Below are 16,524 nucleotides of genomic sequence, written 5' to 3' on the forward strand. Positions count from 1 at the left end.
TTCGAGGTGCAGGCAGGCGGCAAGGCCGTAAGTCCCCAGGAGCATAGATAACTATGTGACTGGGGCGCACGGGTGCAGCCAACACACCTGCAACTCGAAGTATGACGGGTAATCAAAAACCGTTTTTTACTTCGCTCATGTCGGGCAACTTATGCGCAATCCCTTTGTGGCAATCCACGCAGGTCTGCCCGTCTTTGACTGCTTTATCATGCATTTTTGCCGCCACGGTTTTCTGGGCGGTGAAATCCATATAGTCAAAGTTGTGGCAATTTCGGCACTCTTGCGAATTGTTGTTTTTCATCCTTCGCCACTCGTTTTGCGCCATCGCCAGGCGATGGTCATCAAACTTTTGTGGCGTGTCGATTAAGCCAAATGCTTTGGCATACAACTCTTTGCTGGCCTGAATTTTACGGATAATTTTAGGCCCCCACTCATGCGGGACGTGGCAGTCCGGGCAGGTCGCCCGCACGCCGCTGCGGTTGTTGTAGTGCACCGTCTGCATATATTCTTCGTAGACGTTGGCACGCATTTCATGGCAACCGATACAAAACTCTTCGCGGTTGGTCATCTCCATGCCGGTGTTAAAGCCGCCCCAGAAAATAATCCCACCAGCGAAACCAATCAGCAATAACGTGCCCAGCGCCAGGCGGCTCGGGCGACGCCACCACTGCCAAATGCGCTTGATGATGCCGGGTTTACGGGTTGATTTATCCATAATGACCTCTAGTTCCCAAAACCTTTAGACGGCGTGAATGTGTTTTCGACAATCGGTGCCGCATCGGTTTGAGGGACATGGCATTGCAGGCAGAAGTAACGGCGCGGTGCCACATTAGAAAGCACGTTTCCGTCGCTATCCATAAAGTGTGTCGGGCTGACGCGCGGCGCACCTGTAGTACGGTAATGTTCAACGCCGTGGCATTGCAGGCAACGGTTGGTGTTTTTACTCACCTGGTAGCCATCAACGCTATGGGGAATCATTGGCGGCTGGTTCACGTAGTTGAGCGCCATACGCCCCTGCTGTTTTGGCATATGGATTGACCCTTCTGGCGTACCAGAAACTTCAGGTGATTGCGTCAGGTCAACGCCGTTTGCCGCCCACAACACACCACTTACCAACAACGTAAATGCCGCAACCCATTGAAATAACGTCTTAGTCAGGATGGTTTTTTTCATGATTTAATCCCCCTTACACCTTCGCCAGTTTTACAGCGCATTTCTTATAATCCGTCTCTTTCGAAAGCGGATCGGTCGCGTCGAGCGTCAGGTTATTCACCAGTTGCGCGGCATCGAAGAATGGCATGTACACCAGCCCCTGCGGCGGCTTGTTACGGCCACGCGTTTCGACAATCGACACCACTTCACCCCGGCGTGACACCACTTTCACTTTGTCGCCACGGCGCAAATCACGTGCCTTAGCATCAAGCGGGTGGATAAACAAAACGGCTTCCGGGAAGGCGCGATGCAGTTCCGGCACGCGGCGCGTCATGCTGCCGGTATGCCAGTGTTCCAGCACGCGTCCGGTGGACAACCACAGGTCATATTCCTTGTCCGGAGATTCAGCCGCAGGCTCAAATGGCAGCGCGAAAATCACCGCTTTGCCATCTGGCTTGCCATAGAACTTGAAGCCCTCACCCGCTTTCACATATGGGTCATGCCCTTCGCTGTAGCGCCAGAGCGTCTCTTTGCCATCCACCACCGGCCAGCGCAGGCCGCGTGCTTTGTGGTAATCATCAAATGGCGCGAGATCGTGCCCGTGGCCACGGCCAAATGCGGCGTACTCCTCGAACAACCCTTTTTGCAGGTAGAAACCTAACTCGTGGGATTCGTCATTCAACTGCCCTTCAGCCAGTTCAGTGACCGGGAATTTGCTGACGTTGGAGTTAGCAAACAACACGTCGAACAGCGTTTTGCCACGGTATTCAGGTTTCTGATCGACAAGTTCAGCAGGCCACACTTCTTCAACTTTGAAACGTTTCGCAAACTGGACGAGCTGCCAGAGATCGGATTTTGCCTCGCCCGGTGCCTTGACCTGCTGGCGCCAGAACTGGGTGCGGCGTTCGGCATTACCGTAAGCGCCCTCTTTTTCCACCCACATTGCGGTTGGCAGGATCAGATCCGCGCTTAATGCGCTGATCGTTGGATAAGGATCGGAAACAATCACGAAGTTGCGCGGGTCGCGCCAGCCCGGCATACGCTCTTCGGTAATGTTCGGTCCGGCCTGCATGTTGTTGTTACACATCACCCAATAGACGTTGAGCTTGCCATCTTTCAGTGCACGGTCCTGGGCCACGGCATGTAAACCCACTTTTGCCGGGATAGTGCCTGTTGGTAGCTGCCACATGTTTTCGGTGATTTGGCGGTGCTTCTCGTTCGTCACCACCATGTCTGCTGGCAGGCGGTGTGAGAAGGTGCCGACTTCACGCGCCGTACCGCACGCCGATGGCTGGCCGGTTAAGGAGAATGGCCCGCAGCCCGGCTGGGAGATTTTGCCAGTGAGCAAATGGATGTTGTAAACGAGGTTATTCGCCCAGACGCCACGCGAATGCTGGTTAAAGCCCATCGTCCAGTAAGAGATCACTTTCTTATTCGGATCAGCATACAGCTTCGCCAGCGCTTCAAGCTGGTCTTGCGGCACACCGCTCATTTCAGCGGTTTTTTCCAGCGTGTACTCGGCGACAAAGGCTTTGTAATCGTCAAAACTCATTGGCTCAGAGGCATCTGAACCTGGGTTTTTCGCTGCTTTTTCCAGAGGATGTGTCGGTCGCAAACCGTAGCCAATATCCGTCATGCCTTTACGCAGATTCACATGCTGCTTAAAGAAGGATTCGTTTATCGCGTTGTTCTGAATAATGTAATTGGCGATGTAGTTCAGAATCGCCAGGTCGGTTTGCGGTGTAAACACCATGCCGTTATCTGCCAGCTCGAAACTACGATGCTGGAAGGTAGAAAGAACGGCAACCTCAACCTTTTCATTCGACAGGCGGCGGTTAGTGATGCGCGACCATAAAACCGGGTGCATCTCGGCCATGTTCGAGCCCCACAGCACAAACGCGTCGGCCTGCTCGATATCGTCATAGCAGCCCATTGGTTCGTCCATGCCGAAGGTGCGCATAAAACCGACCACAGCTGAAGCCATGCAGTGACGTGCGTTCGGGTCGAGGTTGTTGGAGCGGAACCCGGCTTTGAATAATTTAGAAGCGGCGTAACCTTCCCATACCGTCCATTGCCCGGAACCGAACATGCCAACGGCTTCCGGCCCTTTCTCTTTCAGGCTGGTCTTGAATTTTTGTTCCATGATGTCGAAGGCCTGATCCCAGGTGATGGGAGTGAACTCGCCTTCTTTATCGAACTGGCCGTCTTTCATGCGCAACAGCGGCTGCGTGAGTCGGTCTTTTCCGTACATGATTTTTGGCAGGAAGTAGCCTTTGATGCAGTTCAGGCCACGGTTTACCGGTGCATCAGGGTCGCCCTGACTTGCTACCACACGGCCGTCCTGAGTGCCGACTAATACGCCACAACCGGTGCCGCAAAAACGGCACGGGGCTTTATCCCATTTAATGGCATCTTGTTTCCCGACTACCGCACGGGCAACGTTCGGAACGCTAAGGCCAGCGGCGGCCGCCGCGGCTGCAATAGCGTTCGCTTTCATAAAGCTACGACGACTGAGTTTCATGGTGTTTCCTCACCTTGCTCATCCTGCTGGTGATAAACCAGCGACACCGCCAGCACACCCGCAATATTGCGTGCTGACTCAATTTGATTCAGCAGCACGTCACTACGTTCTGCTTCCATAACTACAACCAATTTCCCGTGCTCGGCATCACTTGCCGCGACTTCGCTACCGGGTAGCGTGTTTAATGCCTGGCTTACCGCGAGAATATTGTGGGGGTGAGCCTGGACCACTAGGCCTGCAACGTGCCAGTTAGCGTGCATTGACGTGCCTCATCGTGATGGCGGATACCGGGCAGCCTGCGATGCACGCGCCACAGGCGGTGCAATCGGCATAACTCAGTGAAGGTTGGGCGATACCCAGTAAAGACGGTTTAAATGTAAGGGCCTGCGTATCGCAGGAGTCCTGGCAGCTACGGCATTCGATGCTGTTTTTGGCCAGACAGTTATCGCCAATCGACAGCGTGTGTTCCCACGGGGACACATCACGCGCCAGGAAGAGTTGTTCCGGGCAGGCTTGCGCGCAGGCGTAACAAAAGGTGCATTCACCATGGTCGAAGTTAATTTCGGGATAGCCGCCCTGGCCGCGTTTTAATACTCGGGTTTCGCAGGCCGACAGGCAGGCATCGCAGCGAGTGCAATCCACAAGGAAATGGTTTTCATCTCCGCTCCAGGGTGGGCGGAAAGCGGTTGCGGAGCGTCGAAAGCTCCCGGTCAATAATCCACGTCGGGAAAAATCAGCCATAAGGCACATCCTTGCATCACAAATGCCAGCCTTCACAGAGCAGAAAGCGGCAAACACATCTGTGTTATTTCCGTAGTTTTCTACGGGTTTTTATAGAGTGATACGTTATGTGACAAAGGGGGAGTAGAGGCATCACCCTTTAGGGGTAAATACCGGTGTGGGATCAAAAAGAAATTCGGTTTGTAAAACAAACACTCACCCCGCCGATAAGACGGGGTGAAATTAACGACTAATTAAGACGTTGGGGCGGAACTTTCAGATATTCCATGATCCCCGCCGCAGCGTGGCGGCCTTCTGCCATCGCGGTGACTACCAGGTCAGCACCTCGTACGGCGTCACCACCAGCAAAGATTTTCGGGTTGCTGGTCTGGTAACGTAATTTATCTTCAACGCTTGCGATGATACGCCCCCAACTGTCGAGCTTTACGTTGTGTTCTTCCAGCCACGGCATGCCGTGTGGGTGGAAGCCAAACGCCATAATCACCGCATCGGCTGGCATGATAAATTCAGAACCTTCAATCGGTTCCGGACGGCGGCGGCCCTGTTCGTCAGGTGCGCCCATTTGGGTACGCAACATGCGGATCCCCAACACGCGCCCACTGTCATCAAGCTCAATATTGAGTGGCTGAACGTTAAACTCAAACTGCGCCCCTTCTTCTCGCGCATTTTTGACCTCTTTTTTCGAGCCTGGCATATTGGCTTCATCACGGCGATAGGCGCAGGTGACTTGCTCCGCACCATGGCGCAAAGAGGTGCGAACACAATCCATCGCCGTATCACCGCCACCGAGTATCACCACCTGCTTGCCAGCCATGTTGATATACGGCTCATCTTCAAGCTCGGGTAAACCCATCACCTGTTTAGTGTTAGCAATCAGGAACGGCAGCGCGTCGTAAACGCCAGGTGCATCTTCGTTTGGCAGCCCCGCTTTCATGGAGCGATACGTCCCCACGCCAACAAACACTGCATCGAAATCGGCCAGCACCTGTTGCAGGGATATATCACGGCCAATCTCGGTATTTAATTTGAATTCAATACCCATCGCGCTGAAGATTTCACGGCGTCGGCTTAACAACGATTTATCCAGTTTGAACGCCGGAATACCAAACGTGAGCAGTCCACCGATTTCAGGATGGCGATCAAACACCGTGGCATGAATACCGTTACGCACCAGAATATCGGCACAGGCAAGCCCGGCAGGCCCGGCACCAATCACGGCGACACGGCGGTCCGTCGGTTTAACGTAAGAAAGATCTGGCGTCCAGCCGCTGGCAAAAGCGTTATCGGAAATATAGCGTTCGATATTGCCGATGGTGACAGCGCCGTATTCGTCTTTCAGCGTACAGGCACTTTCACATAAACGATCCTGCGGACAGACGCGCCCGGTCACTTCCGGCAGGCAGTTTGTCTGGTGCGAAAGCTCCACTGCTTCCAGAATGCGCCCTTCTTTGACCAGTTCAATCCAGTGCGGAATATGGTTGTGCAGCGGGCAACTCCACTCACAAATACTGTGTTCGCCACATTTCATGCAGCGATCGGCCTGGCTTTCAGCCTGGTTTTTATCAAAAGTGAGATAGATTTCGTCGAAGCCGGTTTTGCGCAAGGCCAGGTCAATTTTGTCCGGGTCCTGCCGTGCCGGCGTGGCACGCATTTTGGTCACTTTGCTTAAGTCGCCACTCAGTGACTGCTGTTGCGCCATTTGCTGAGCAGTGCTGTGCCACGGCTGTGATTCCTGCGCCGCCGAACGTAAACGCCGGGCTTTTGCGAGTGCGGCCAGTGTCTCACTGTTGATTAACTTGAGTGCCTTACTGGGGCAATTTTCCACGCACGCCGGGCCGTTTTTACGCTCATGGCATAAATCACATTTATGGGCATTGGCTTTAACGGAGCGCCCGTCATTCATTGGCGTCGTGAGAACCTGCATCGCACCAAACGGGCACGCTACCACGCAGGATTTACAGCCAATGCATTTTTGCTGATTCACCTGCACACTATCATTAAGGCGGGAAATGGCTTCATTGGGGCAACTGCTGGCGCACGGCGCATCTTCGCAATGACGGCACGTCACCGCATTGCGACGACCTTCATGTTTAATCACCGTAATGCGTGGCTGAAATTGTTGTGTGGTCAGGACATGTTGTTCGTCATTGTGGGCCATCACGCAGGCGATTTCACAAGCATGACACCCTATACAAAGCTGTGCATTGGCAAGAACAAAACGATTCACTATTACCCCTTTGCCTGTTATCAAAAACAGGAGGCTTATTTTTTATGGGGGTATGTTATTACCTGGGGATGTCTGCGCTGGCAATGGTCATTTGCCCAGTTTGCATTGAAATCTGCTAATAACCTGGTAAGGATCAATTTCTTTTCGTGTTTAATGAAACATCGTTTTGCACCACCTTGTTGTGCAGCCGTTATGCTTCTGATGTCACCAGGTTAATTCTTGAGGGCCGTTTTGGAAGATACGCCCAAATATAAGCAACCAGAATTTGTGGCACGGCCCGTTTCTGGTACGTTTCGCTCTCTATCGTATCTAAAGGTATTAAAGTTGATAGTTAAACGCTCGGTCTCCACTAGCCTTGCCCGCGCCTTCTTCTACATCGTTCTGCTGTCGCTGCTTTCTACGGGTATTGCGATGTTAACCCTGGCCAGCAGTCTGCGTGACGCGGAAGCGGTAAATGTCGCCGGTTCATTGCGTATGCAAAGCTATCGCCTTGGCTATGATTTACAGGGCGACCGCGCGCATTTAGATATGCACCTTGAACAATACAGCCAGTCGCTACGCTCGCCTGCACTGCTTAAAATTGAAAAGTTCTGGGTCCCGTCGGAAGTTAGCAACCGCTTTGAAATCATTAATAACGCCTGGCTGGAGATGGAAAAACATATCCGCAGCGGTGATTTAGCCTGGTACCAGGCCAATATTTCCAGCTATGTGGCACAAATAGATTTGTTTGTTCTCGCCCTTCAGCACTACGCCGAACGCAAAATGATGCAGGTCGTGATGGCCTCGGTCGTGGGTTTTATTGCCATTTTTACGCTGGTCTTTTTTACCCTGCGCCGTTTTCGCCATCAGGTGGTGGCGCCGCTGAACAAACTTATGGAGGCCAGTCGCACGATTGAACGCGGTGAGTTCGATTACCCGCCATTAAATACCCAATTACCGAATGAACTGGGGTTGCTGGCGCAGACTTTCACGCGTATGTCGGGCGAATTACATAAGCTCTATCGTTCGCTTGAAGAGAGTGTGCAGGAAAAAACGCTCGATTTGCAGGAGGCAAACCAGACGCTGGAAGTGCTGTACGCCTGCTCACAAGCGTTAACCGTCAGCACTATCGATCAACACTGTTTTACCCGCGTCTTACAGCAGGTGCGCCAGAAAACACCGGTCAATTATCTGGAGATGAAGACAGGGGAGAACTGGACGATACAAGAAGGTATTCAACAAGATAGTGCAACATGGCAAACATTGCCGATTGTGCTTGAGGATAAAGAGTTAGGGCTGCTTCGCTGGCAGGCTCCAACGGGTGTTCCACCGCTTGCGTTGATGCAAAGTCTGGCGAATATGCTCGGCCGTGGCCTTTATTTCAACCAGGCACAAAAGCACTACCAACAGCTCCTGCTGATGGAAGAACGCGCGACGATTGCCCGGGAATTACACGACTCGCTGGCACAGGTGCTCTCATATTTACGTATCCAGCTCACGTTACTCAAACGCGCAGTACCGGCAGAAAACTTGCCTGCACAACGTATTATTGGCGATTTTTCCCAGGCGTTGAACGATGCCTATCGCCAGCTACGTGAACTGTTAACGACCTTCCGCCTGACGCTTCAACAAGCCGATTTACCTTCGGCATTGCAGGAGATGATTGCCCCGCTGCGCAACCAGACTGAGGCTGAGATAACGCTCGATTGCCATATCCCAACCCAGGCGCTGGACGCCTCGCAACAAGTGCATCTATTGCAGATTATCCGTGAAGGTGTGTTAAACGCGATTAAACATGCTCAGGCACGTAAAATATCCGTAAGCTGTTGTACATCCCTTTCCGGGGTCCATACTGTGAATATTCTTGATGATGGCAGTGGAATTGCCAGCCTGACGGAACCTGAAGGGCATTACGGATTGAATATTATGCATGAACGCGCCGCCCGTTTAGGTGGCGAGCTGACTATTTCCCGCCCCGCAGAGGGGGGGACGTTGATTACGATGAACTTCCGTTCGCCGCAGTCAGAACAGGCGACACATGAAACGCCGATGAACCTATAACGATAATAATTTGATTGGGAGTTGTGATGAGTGAGAAAAATGTCTGCCAGGTATTAATCGTCGATGATCATCCGTTAATGCGTCGTGGCATCCGCCAGTTGCTGGAAATGGATGACAGCTTTAGTGTGGTGGGTGAAGCCAGCAGCGGCGCAGAAGCGATTAGTCTTGCCAATCGCCTGGCTCCTGACCTGATTTTGCTCGATTTGAATATGAAAGGTTTGAGCGGGTTAGATACGCTAAATGCCCTGCGCCGTGATGGCGTCAGTGCCCGTATCGTCGTGCTGACCGTTTCTGATTCACGCAGTGATATTTTTACCCTGATAGATGCTGGTGCTGATGGCTATTTGCTTAAAGACAGCGACCCGGATGTCTTGCTGGAAGATATTCACCGTGGCGCAACTGAAGGCGAAGCTTACAGTGAGCAAGTGGCTGAATACTTACGCACCCGCAGCACCGACAAACGCACTGACGACCCTTTTGCCGTATTAACCGAGCGTGAACTGGATGTCTTGCAGGAAGTCGCTAAGGGTTTGTCAAACAAGCAGATTGCCTCTGGCCTGCATATCTCAGAAGAGACAGTGAAAGTGCATATACGCAATTTGCTGCGTAAACTTCAGGTGCGTTCACGCGTCGCGGCTACAGTACTTTTCCTTGAAAACCGGGGCTTCTGAGCCCTGTTTCAACAGGTAAAACATCTACATAGCACGAAAATAATTTACATTATCTCCTTATTTCCTCCACGTTTGGGCTTGCTGTTAAGGCTACAGTGACAACTGGTATCAATAATCACAATCTGAAGTACTGACGAGGTCCTGACTGAATGGCGAATTTCTTTATTAATCGCCCCATTTTTGCCTGGGTGCTGGCCATTATTTTGTGCCTTACCGGTGCACTGGCTATTTTTTCGTTGCCCGTAGAGCAATATCCCGACCTCGCGCCGCCAAATGTGCGAATCACTGCGAACTACCCTGGTGCGTCTGCACAAACGTTGGAAAACACGGTCACTCAGGTTATCGAGCAGAATATGACCGGGCTGGACAACATGATGTATATGTCCTCCCAGAGCAGCAGCGCCGGCCAGGCGACCATTACTCTGAGCTTTAAAGCCGGTACCGACCCTGATGAAGCGGTGCAGCAGGTGCAAAACCAGTTGCAGTCTGCATTGCGCAAACTGCCACAGGCTGTACAAACGCAAGGCGTTACGGTCAATAAAACGGGCGATACCAATATTTTGATGGTGGCGTTTGTTTCTGAAGACGGCAGTATGGATAAGCAAGATATTGCCGATTACGTTGCCAGTAATATTCAGGACCCGCTCAGCCGTATTGATGGGGTGGGCAGCGTTGATGCTTACGGCTCGCAATATTCGATGCGCATCTGGCTCAACCCGACCAAACTCACCAGTTTCCAGATGACCACGCAGGATGTGGTGGATGCCATCAGTTCGCAAAACGCCCAGATTGCCGTGGGGCAACTCGGTGGAACGCCATCTGTTGATATGCAAGCACTCAATGCCACCATCAATGCTCAGTCGCTGCTGCAAACACCGCAACAGTTTAAAGATATTACTCTGCGTGTGAATCAGGATGGTTCAGTTGTCTCGCTCGGAGATGTTGCAGACGTAGAACTAGGCGCAGAAAAGTACGACTTCCTGAGCCGCTATAACGGGCAGGCAGCGTCAGGGCTTGGGATTAAACTGGCATCGGGTGCCAACGAAATGGAAACTGATGCGCTGGCGCGGGCGAAAATTGATGAGCTTTCGCAATATTTCCCCCATGGACTGAAAGCAAAAATCGCCTACGAAACCACGCCATTCGTCAAAGCCTCGATTAAAGACGTCGTGAAAACATTACTGGAAGCCATCTTGCTGGTATTCCTCGTGATGTATCTGTTCTTGCAGAATTTCAGGGCGACGCTGATTCCGACTATCGCCGTGCCGGTAGTACTGATGGGCACGTTTTCGGTGCTCTACGCCTTTGGCTACAGTATTAACACCCTGACCATGTTCGCGATGGTTCTGGCGATCGGTTTACTGGTAGATGATGCCATCGTGGTGGTGGAAAACGTCGAACGCATCATGAGCGAGGAAGGGTTATCACCTAAAGAAGCGACGCGCAAATCTATGGGCCAGATTCAAGGCGCACTGGTCGGGATTGCGATGGTGCTTTCCGCCGTGTTCGTGCCAATGGCCTTCTTCGGCGGCACCACCGGGGCGATTTATCGCCAGTTCTCAATAACCATCGTTTCCGCCATGGTGCTGTCTGTTTTAGTGGCGCTGATACTGACACCAGCCCTATGTGCAACACTTCTTAAACCGCTGCATAAAGGTGAACAACACGGTCAGAAAGGCTTCTTTGGCTGGTTTAACCGCATGTTTAACCGCAACGCCGAGCGCTATGAACATGGCGTCGGGAGAATACTTGCCCGCAGCGTGCGCTGGATGCTGATTTATGTCCTGCTGCTGGCCGGCATGGTGTTCATGTTTATGCGCCTGCCAACCTCCTTCCTGCCGCTTGAAGACACTGGCGTTTTCACCACCTCGGTGGTTTTACCCAGCGGTTCCACACAGCAGCAGACGACGAAAGTCGTTGAAAAAATCGAACAGTATTACCTGACTCAAGAGAAGGCCAATGTCCTTTCAGTGTTCTCCACTATTGGTGCAGGACCTGGGGGCAACGGGCAGAACGTAGCGCGTATGTTTATCCGCCTGAAGAACTGGGATGACAGGGATTCTGATACCGGAAGTTCCTTTGCCATTATTGAACGGGCGACCAAAGCGTTTCGTAAAATCAAAGAAGCTCAGGTTATTGCCAGCAGCCCACCGGCGATTAACGGCCTGGGTAACGCTGCGGGCTTTGATATGGAGCTCCAGGATCACGCCGGTGCCGGGCACCAGGCACTGATGCAAGCCCGTAACCAGCTGCTTGATATGGCGGGAAATGATAACTCACTCACCCGCGTGCGCCACAACGGTCTGGATGACAGCCCGCAAATGCAGATCGATATTGATCAACGTAAAGCACAGGCGTTAGGCGTTTCCATTGCGGATATCAACAACACGCTACAAACCGCCTGGGGTTCCAGCTACGTGAACGACTTTATGGATCGTGGCCGCGTGAAAAAGGTGTATGTACAAGCTGATGCCAAATACCGCATGCTGCCGGACGATATTAACCAGTGGTATGTGCGCAACAAAGACGGCGGAATGGTGCCATTCTCAGCCTTTGCGTCCTCTCACTGGGAATCGGGTTCGCCGCGCCTGGAACGCTATAACGGCTATTCATCGCTAGAAATCGTTGGGGAAGCCGCACCTGGCGTCAGCACCGGGACGGCAATGGATATTATGGAGCAGCTGGTGCAGAAATTACCGGCTGGTTTTGGCTTGCAATGGACGGGCATGTCTTATCAGGAAAGGCTATCAGGGGCACAGGCTCCGGCGCTGTACGCCATCTCGTTATTAGTGGTGTTCTTGTGCCTGGCGGCGCTTTATGAAAGCTGGTCGGTGCCATTCTCCGTCATGTTGGTTGTTCCGCTCGGTGTGATTGGTGCGCTACTGGCAACCTGGATGCGAGGGCTTGAAAACGACGTGTACTTCCAGGTGGGGCTGTTAACAGTCATTGGCCTGGCCGCTAAAAACGCCATTCTGATTGTTGAGTTCGCCAACGATATGAATGCGCAAGGCCGCGAACTGGTTGCCGCAACGCTCGACGCCTGTCGCCAACGTTTACGCCCAATACTGATGACATCACTGGCGTTTATCTTCGGCGTGTTGCCAATGGCCACCAGCAGCGGTGCGGGCTCCGGTAGCCAGCATGCGGTTGGGACCGGGGTCATGGGTGGGATGATTTCAGCGACGGTGCTGGCGATATTCTTCGTACCCTTATTCTTTGTACTGGTGCGCAGAAGATTCCCGCTCAACGAACATTCGGAAAGCTAACCAACAAAAAAGCGACCTGAAAGGGTCGCTTCTTGTATGGCTTAAATCAAAGAGTATTGAGATTAAGAGCTTCATGCCCTGATTATTTTTAATACCCGGTCAGATCATTTACGAAGCATATCTTCAATGAAATCTTTCCAGTTCCCTAGTTCGTGTTCAATCATAACCGCCTCACTTATTATTGCTTTAATTATACGTAATCCCCTGTCAGGAGTGAAGCGACGTGACTCTGTTGCTTTACTGACCAGAAAAAATGGGTAGTCGATTGCGTATTAGCTTAATTATTAGCTCAGCAGATATTTAATAATGTGATGCAGGATCTGAAACAAAGTGTTTCGTCAACTTTCGGATTCTACCCGGAACAGCGCATAAACACTGGTCTGCTGCAGTTGACTGAAAAAAGAAAACGCTCTCATTAAAATGATGAAAAATGACTCACCCCGGAAAAACAAATTTTATTACCTCACTTTTAGATTAGCAATTGAGCTATATTTTTCCTTGCGACTTTTTTATCATTTTATTTATTCTAATTACCTGCATAAAAAATCATTTTTAAAGATAAGGATTGGCGACGTGATAATTCTCTACGGTATTAAAAACTGCGACACCATCAAGAAAGCCCGCCGCTGGCTGGAAACTCAAGGTGTGGAGTATCAATTTCATGACTATCGCGCTGACGGCCTGGATGCCAGTTTATTGAATAGTTTTATTGCCGAGTTAGGCTGGGAAGCATTATTGAATACGCGTGGGACGACCTGGAGAAAGCTCGATGAAGCTCATCGCGCAACGATTACCGACGCCCGAACCGCCGCCGCGCTGATGCTCGAAATGCCTGCAATCATCAAACGCCCATTGCTCTACGCGCCCGGTCAGCCTATGCTGCTGGGTTTCAATGAATCGAATTATAAGAAGTTTATCAACGAGGTGTAGAGCTATGTCTTGCCCGGTTATTGAGCTGACGCAACAGCTTATCCGCCGCCCTTCTCTGAGCCCTGATGACGCAGGCTGCCAGGCGCTGATGATTGAGCGACTACGTGCCATTGGTTTTACTATTGAGCACATGGATTTTGGCGATACACAAAACTTCTGGGCATGGCGAGGAAAAGGCGAAACGCTGGCGTTTGCTGGCCATACCGACGTCGTGCCTTCAGGTGATGCAGACCGCTGGATTAACCCGCCGTTCGAACCCACTATCCGCGATGGCATGCTGTTTGGCCGTGGCGCCGCAGACATGAAAGGGTCGCTGGCCGCGATGGTTGTTGCCGCTGAACGTTTTGTCGCGCAGAACCCGCATCATAAAGGCCGCCTTGCATTTCTTATCACTTCTGATGAAGAAGCCAGTGCCAAAAATGGCACTGTAAAAGTCGTCGAAACATTAATGGCTCGCCGTGAAAGGCTCGATTACTGTCTGGTTGGCGAACCGTCCAGTACCGAAGTGGTGGGCGATGTGGTCAAAAACGGCCGCCGTGGCTCACTGACCTGTAACCTCACAGTTCACGGTGTGCAGGGTCATGTTGCTTACCCGCATCTGGCTGATAACCCGGTTCATCGCGCAGCGCCAATGCTGAACGAACTGGTCACTATCGAATGGGACAAGGGCAATGAGTTCTTCCCGGCAACCAGCATGCAGATTGCCAACGTTCAGGCCGGGACCGGCAGTAACAACGTTATCCCAGGCGATCTCTACGTGCAGTTCAACTTCCGCTTCAGCACGGAGCTGACTGACGAAGATATTAAACAACGCGTGATTGCCCTGCTCGATAAGTACCAACTGCGTTACACCCTCGACTGGTGGCTTTCCGGCCAACCGTTCCTGACGTCACGCGGAAAGCTGGTCGATGCGGTAGTGAATGCAGTTGAGCACTATAATGAAATTAGACCGCAGCTGTTGACCACTGGCGGCACGTCAGATGGGCGCTTTATCGCGCGTATGGGTGCGCAGGTGGTGGAACTTGGGCCGGTGAACGCGACTATTCATAAGATTAATGAGTGTGTTAACGCCGCTGACCTACAACTGCTGGCCCGTATGTATCAACGCATTATGGAACAGCTTGTCGCCTGACAGGCTGCAATTAACATTAATTCATAGCCAAATTAATTGGCGTTGTAGCAAGGCAGCCAGGGTGCTTATCCCGATGAGCTTAGTTGAGTCAGTGATTCGGGTAAGTGAGTGCAGCTAACGCCTCTACAACGTCAAGTAAGAAGGCGAAAGAGGTTATACGCATGGAATGGCTATCACACTACTGGTGGATCATCGTACTGGTATTGCTGCTCGGTATTTTCCTGAATGTTATTAAGGATCTGAAACGTATTGATCCGAAAAAATATATGGCGAATAAACCCGAGTTACCCCCGCATCGTGACTTCAACGACAAGTGGGATGACGAAGACGATTTTCCGAAGAAAAAGCCTTAACTGACAAATGAGCGGGGAAATCCCCGCTTTTCAAACCACCGCCCCCCTTCGTGTTTCTGGCATTCAGGCCAGTGTCTAAAGGCAAGCAGTCAAAACTTAACGTTTTAATTTGGCTACGTAAGGCAGATTTCTGTACTTATTTTCCCATGGCATGCCATATCCAATCAGTAAGTCATCATTTTCCATCTCATACGCATAATATTGTCTGACGGGGATATCTACCCGACCCGGTTTGACAAAAAGAACAGCAACGCTAACCGATTTAGGCGTGTGGTTTTCCAGGATAAATTGAACAAGGCGCTTCATCGTTCCGCCTGACTCAATAGCATCATCAATGATGATGACATCCCGACCGCTGATATCGATATTCTGATGGAAAACTATCGCTGAATTATTATTTCTGTCGCCTGGCGTATGCGGGCAGGCAATATAATCCATATTAATATCAAACTCTAACTGCCGGGTCAGGTCAGCAGTGAAGAGGATCCCGCCCGGTACAACCGTAATAATGACCGCGTCATCAAAATGCTGGTTGAGTTGTGCTGCAACCTTCGTCACACCCTCAGCAATAGCCGATTCACTCACTATGATTTCACCAATATGTTCATGTTTCATAGAAATTTCCCTTTAGTTATTAGAGTAATCAACACATTCAGCATTCGTTAAAACCCTTACTGTCCAGATTAGCCTACAGGCTGGGGGCTTCACTCAGACGGGGTTTTCAAAGGAACTCAACAATATCATCATCGTTCGGCTTACCACCGCTGAGAGCCTCATCAAAATAGTGCTTCGGCACGGTATAACGCAGGTGATCGAGCGCAAGCTGAATACTGCGGTCGTCAATCGCGTGGCCTAAATCGTCAATCACATCGAGCGTCACATCACCGCCCAACTGAGTTAACTGTTCGTGAGCATCAAAGGCATGCTTCACATCAATCACGTTATCAACATCGCCATGAATCAAATGAATGGTGGTCGCGGTTGAAGCGCGTTGCGGAAGTTGTGCGTAACGACCATTAAAAGCCACCACACGAGAAACCAGCCCCGGCTGTGATTTCACGCTCTCAAGCGCCATGATGGCCCCTTGTGAGAAACCGATCAGTGCGGTGGCATTTGCAGGCACACCGCTGTGTTTCTGCCAGTCACGCACCACTTCAACAAACGTGGGCATAATGGCATCTACCCGCTGCTGACGGTTCTCTTCCGTTATTCCCGCAACAGAAAACCATTCCCGACCTTGATGATGGCCGCTGGGTGCTGGGCCACCAATGCTAACCACCAGCGCCTCCGGGAAATGCGGTGCAAACCAGCTACCGATTTCACCCATTGCAACAGGGTTATCGCCAACACCATGAAATAACAACATCAGTTGCTTTGCCGGCGTGGCAGGGCTTTGGACGATAAAATGTTCGTGTTTCATGGTGTTCTCCTTAAGTTTCTGGAGTTGACTATACGCCGACGAATAGTGATGACCATGCCATTTAACTGAAC

Annotated in this window: 15 protein-coding genes; 6 read left to right on the forward strand and 9 right to left on the reverse strand. The window is 51.4% G+C overall.

Annotated elements, in window-relative coordinates:
- Positions 1–112 precede the first annotated feature (112 nt).
- The 6 genes from napC to aegA form a co-directional block, all read right to left on the reverse strand.
- Positions 113–715, reverse strand: a complete 603-nt coding sequence (gene napC / locus M975_RS13490) for a cytochrome c-type protein NapC (protein ID WP_064560206.1) — start codon at positions 713–715, stop codon at positions 113–115.
- Positions 716–723: 8 nt separating this feature from the next.
- Entirely contained in the window at positions 724–1,173 is a 450-nt protein-coding gene (gene napB / locus M975_RS13495) for a nitrate reductase cytochrome c-type subunit (protein WP_064560208.1), read from the reverse strand.
- 13 nt (positions 1,174–1,186) lie between these two features.
- Positions 1,187–3,673, reverse strand: coding sequence for a nitrate reductase catalytic subunit NapA (gene napA, locus M975_RS13500; RefSeq protein WP_064560211.1), 2,487 nt, complete (start codon positions 3,671–3,673; stop codon positions 1,187–1,189).
- Complete coding sequence (napD, locus tag M975_RS13505) at positions 3,670–3,933, reverse strand: chaperone NapD (RefSeq protein WP_064560213.1); 264 nt, start codon at positions 3,931–3,933, stop codon at positions 3,670–3,672. Before napD ends, napA begins: the two co-directional genes overlap by 4 nt.
- Entirely contained in the window at positions 3,923–4,414 is a 492-nt protein-coding gene (gene napF, locus M975_RS13510) for a ferredoxin-type protein NapF (RefSeq protein ID WP_064560215.1), read from the reverse strand. The genes napD and napF overlap by 11 nt, the downstream gene beginning before the upstream one ends.
- 229 nt (positions 4,415–4,643) lie before the next feature.
- Positions 4,644–6,641: a formate-dependent uric acid utilization protein AegA gene (gene aegA / locus M975_RS13515; protein WP_064560217.1), complete on the reverse strand. Its 1,998-nt coding sequence runs from the start codon at positions 6,639–6,641 to the stop codon at positions 4,644–4,646.
- Between the two features lie 324 nt (positions 6,642–6,965).
- Here aegA and narQ point away from each other — a divergent pair, with 324 nt between their 5' ends.
- The 3 genes from narQ (at position 6,966) to acrD (ending at position 12,618) form a co-directional block, all read left to right on the forward strand.
- Positions 6,966–8,681, forward strand: a complete 1,716-nt coding sequence (gene narQ, locus M975_RS13520; RefSeq protein ID WP_064560219.1) for a nitrate/nitrite two-component system sensor histidine kinase NarQ — start codon at positions 6,966–6,968, stop codon at positions 8,679–8,681.
- Between the two features lie 26 nt (positions 8,682–8,707).
- On the forward strand, positions 8,708–9,352 hold the full coding sequence (narP, locus tag M975_RS13525; protein ID WP_064560221.1) for a nitrate/nitrite response regulator protein NarP: 645 nt from the start codon (positions 8,708–8,710) through the stop codon (positions 9,350–9,352).
- A gap of 149 nt (positions 9,353–9,501) precedes the next feature.
- Complete coding sequence (acrD, locus tag M975_RS13530) at positions 9,502–12,618, forward strand: multidrug efflux RND transporter permease AcrD (RefSeq protein WP_064560222.1); 3,117 nt, start codon at positions 9,502–9,504, stop codon at positions 12,616–12,618.
- Positions 12,619–12,722: 104 nt separating this feature from the next.
- Here acrD and ypfM read toward each other — a convergent pair whose 3' ends face one another.
- Positions 12,723–12,782 carry a protein YpfM gene (ypfM, locus tag M975_RS22980; protein WP_087867655.1) on the reverse strand — a complete coding sequence of 20 codons (60 nt, stop codon included), beginning with the start codon at positions 12,780–12,782 and terminating at the stop codon, positions 12,723–12,725.
- 409 nt (positions 12,783–13,191) lie between these two features.
- Between ypfM and M975_RS13535 the strand changes: the two genes are divergently transcribed.
- The 3 genes from M975_RS13535 (at position 13,192) to M975_RS13545 (ending at position 15,033) form a co-directional block, all read left to right on the forward strand.
- A complete protein-coding gene (locus tag M975_RS13535; protein ID WP_064560224.1) occupies positions 13,192–13,548 on the forward strand; it encodes an ArsC family reductase in 357 nt (118 codons plus the stop codon).
- A 4-nt stretch (positions 13,549–13,552) separates the two neighbouring features.
- A complete protein-coding gene (gene dapE / locus M975_RS13540; protein ID WP_064560226.1) occupies positions 13,553–14,680 on the forward strand; it encodes a succinyl-diaminopimelate desuccinylase in 1,128 nt (375 codons plus the stop codon).
- Between the two features lie 161 nt (positions 14,681–14,841).
- Positions 14,842–15,033 carry a YpfN family protein gene (locus M975_RS13545; protein ID WP_034459091.1) on the forward strand — a complete coding sequence of 64 codons (192 nt, stop codon included), beginning with the start codon at positions 14,842–14,844 and terminating at the stop codon, positions 15,031–15,033.
- Between the two features lie 96 nt (positions 15,034–15,129).
- Here M975_RS13545 and M975_RS13550 read toward each other — a convergent pair whose 3' ends face one another.
- Together M975_RS13550 and ypfH are read right to left on the reverse strand one after the other, a co-directional pair.
- Complete coding sequence (locus M975_RS13550; protein WP_209438132.1) at positions 15,130–15,648, reverse strand: phosphoribosyltransferase; 519 nt, start codon at positions 15,646–15,648, stop codon at positions 15,130–15,132.
- 106 nt (positions 15,649–15,754) lie between these two features.
- A complete protein-coding gene (gene ypfH / locus M975_RS13555) occupies positions 15,755–16,453 on the reverse strand; it encodes an esterase (RefSeq protein WP_064560228.1) in 699 nt (232 codons plus the stop codon).
- Positions 16,454–16,524 lie beyond the last annotated feature (71 nt).

Origin of the sequence: Buttiauxella brennerae ATCC 51605 (assembly GCF_001654925.1) — a bacterium.
GTDB classification, from domain to species: domain Bacteria; phylum Pseudomonadota; class Gammaproteobacteria; order Enterobacterales; family Enterobacteriaceae; genus Buttiauxella; species Buttiauxella brennerae.

Bases quoted from the DNA above. Each gene is read 5' to 3' on its own strand.
- M975_RS13545 (WP_034459091.1), top strand. From the start codon at position 14,842: ATGGAATGGCTATCACACTACTGGTGGATCATCGTACTGGTATTGCTG.
- dapE (WP_064560226.1), top strand. From the start codon at position 13,553: ATGTCTTGCCCGGTTATTGAGCTGACGCAACAGCTTATCCGCCGCCCT.
- M975_RS13550 (WP_209438132.1), bottom strand. From the start codon at position 15,648: ATGAAACATGAACATATTGGTGAAATCATAGTGAGTGAATCGGCTATT.
- ypfH (WP_064560228.1), bottom strand. From the start codon at position 16,453: ATGAAACACGAACATTTTATCGTCCAAAGCCCTGCCACGCCGGCAAAG.
- napB (WP_064560208.1), bottom strand. From the start codon at position 1,173: ATGAAAAAAACCATCCTGACTAAGACGTTATTTCAATGGGTTGCGGCA.
- napC (WP_064560206.1), bottom strand. From the start codon at position 715: ATGGATAAATCAACCCGTAAACCCGGCATCATCAAGCGCATTTGGCAG.
- acrD (WP_064560222.1), top strand. From the start codon at position 9,502: ATGGCGAATTTCTTTATTAATCGCCCCATTTTTGCCTGGGTGCTGGCC.
- napD (WP_064560213.1), bottom strand. From the start codon at position 3,933: ATGCACGCTAACTGGCACGTTGCAGGCCTAGTGGTCCAGGCTCACCCC.
- napA (WP_064560211.1), bottom strand. From the start codon at position 3,673: ATGAAACTCAGTCGTCGTAGCTTTATGAAAGCGAACGCTATTGCAGCC.
- napF (WP_064560215.1), bottom strand. From the start codon at position 4,414: ATGGCTGATTTTTCCCGACGTGGATTATTGACCGGGAGCTTTCGACGC.
- narP (WP_064560221.1), top strand. From the start codon at position 8,708: ATGAGTGAGAAAAATGTCTGCCAGGTATTAATCGTCGATGATCATCCG.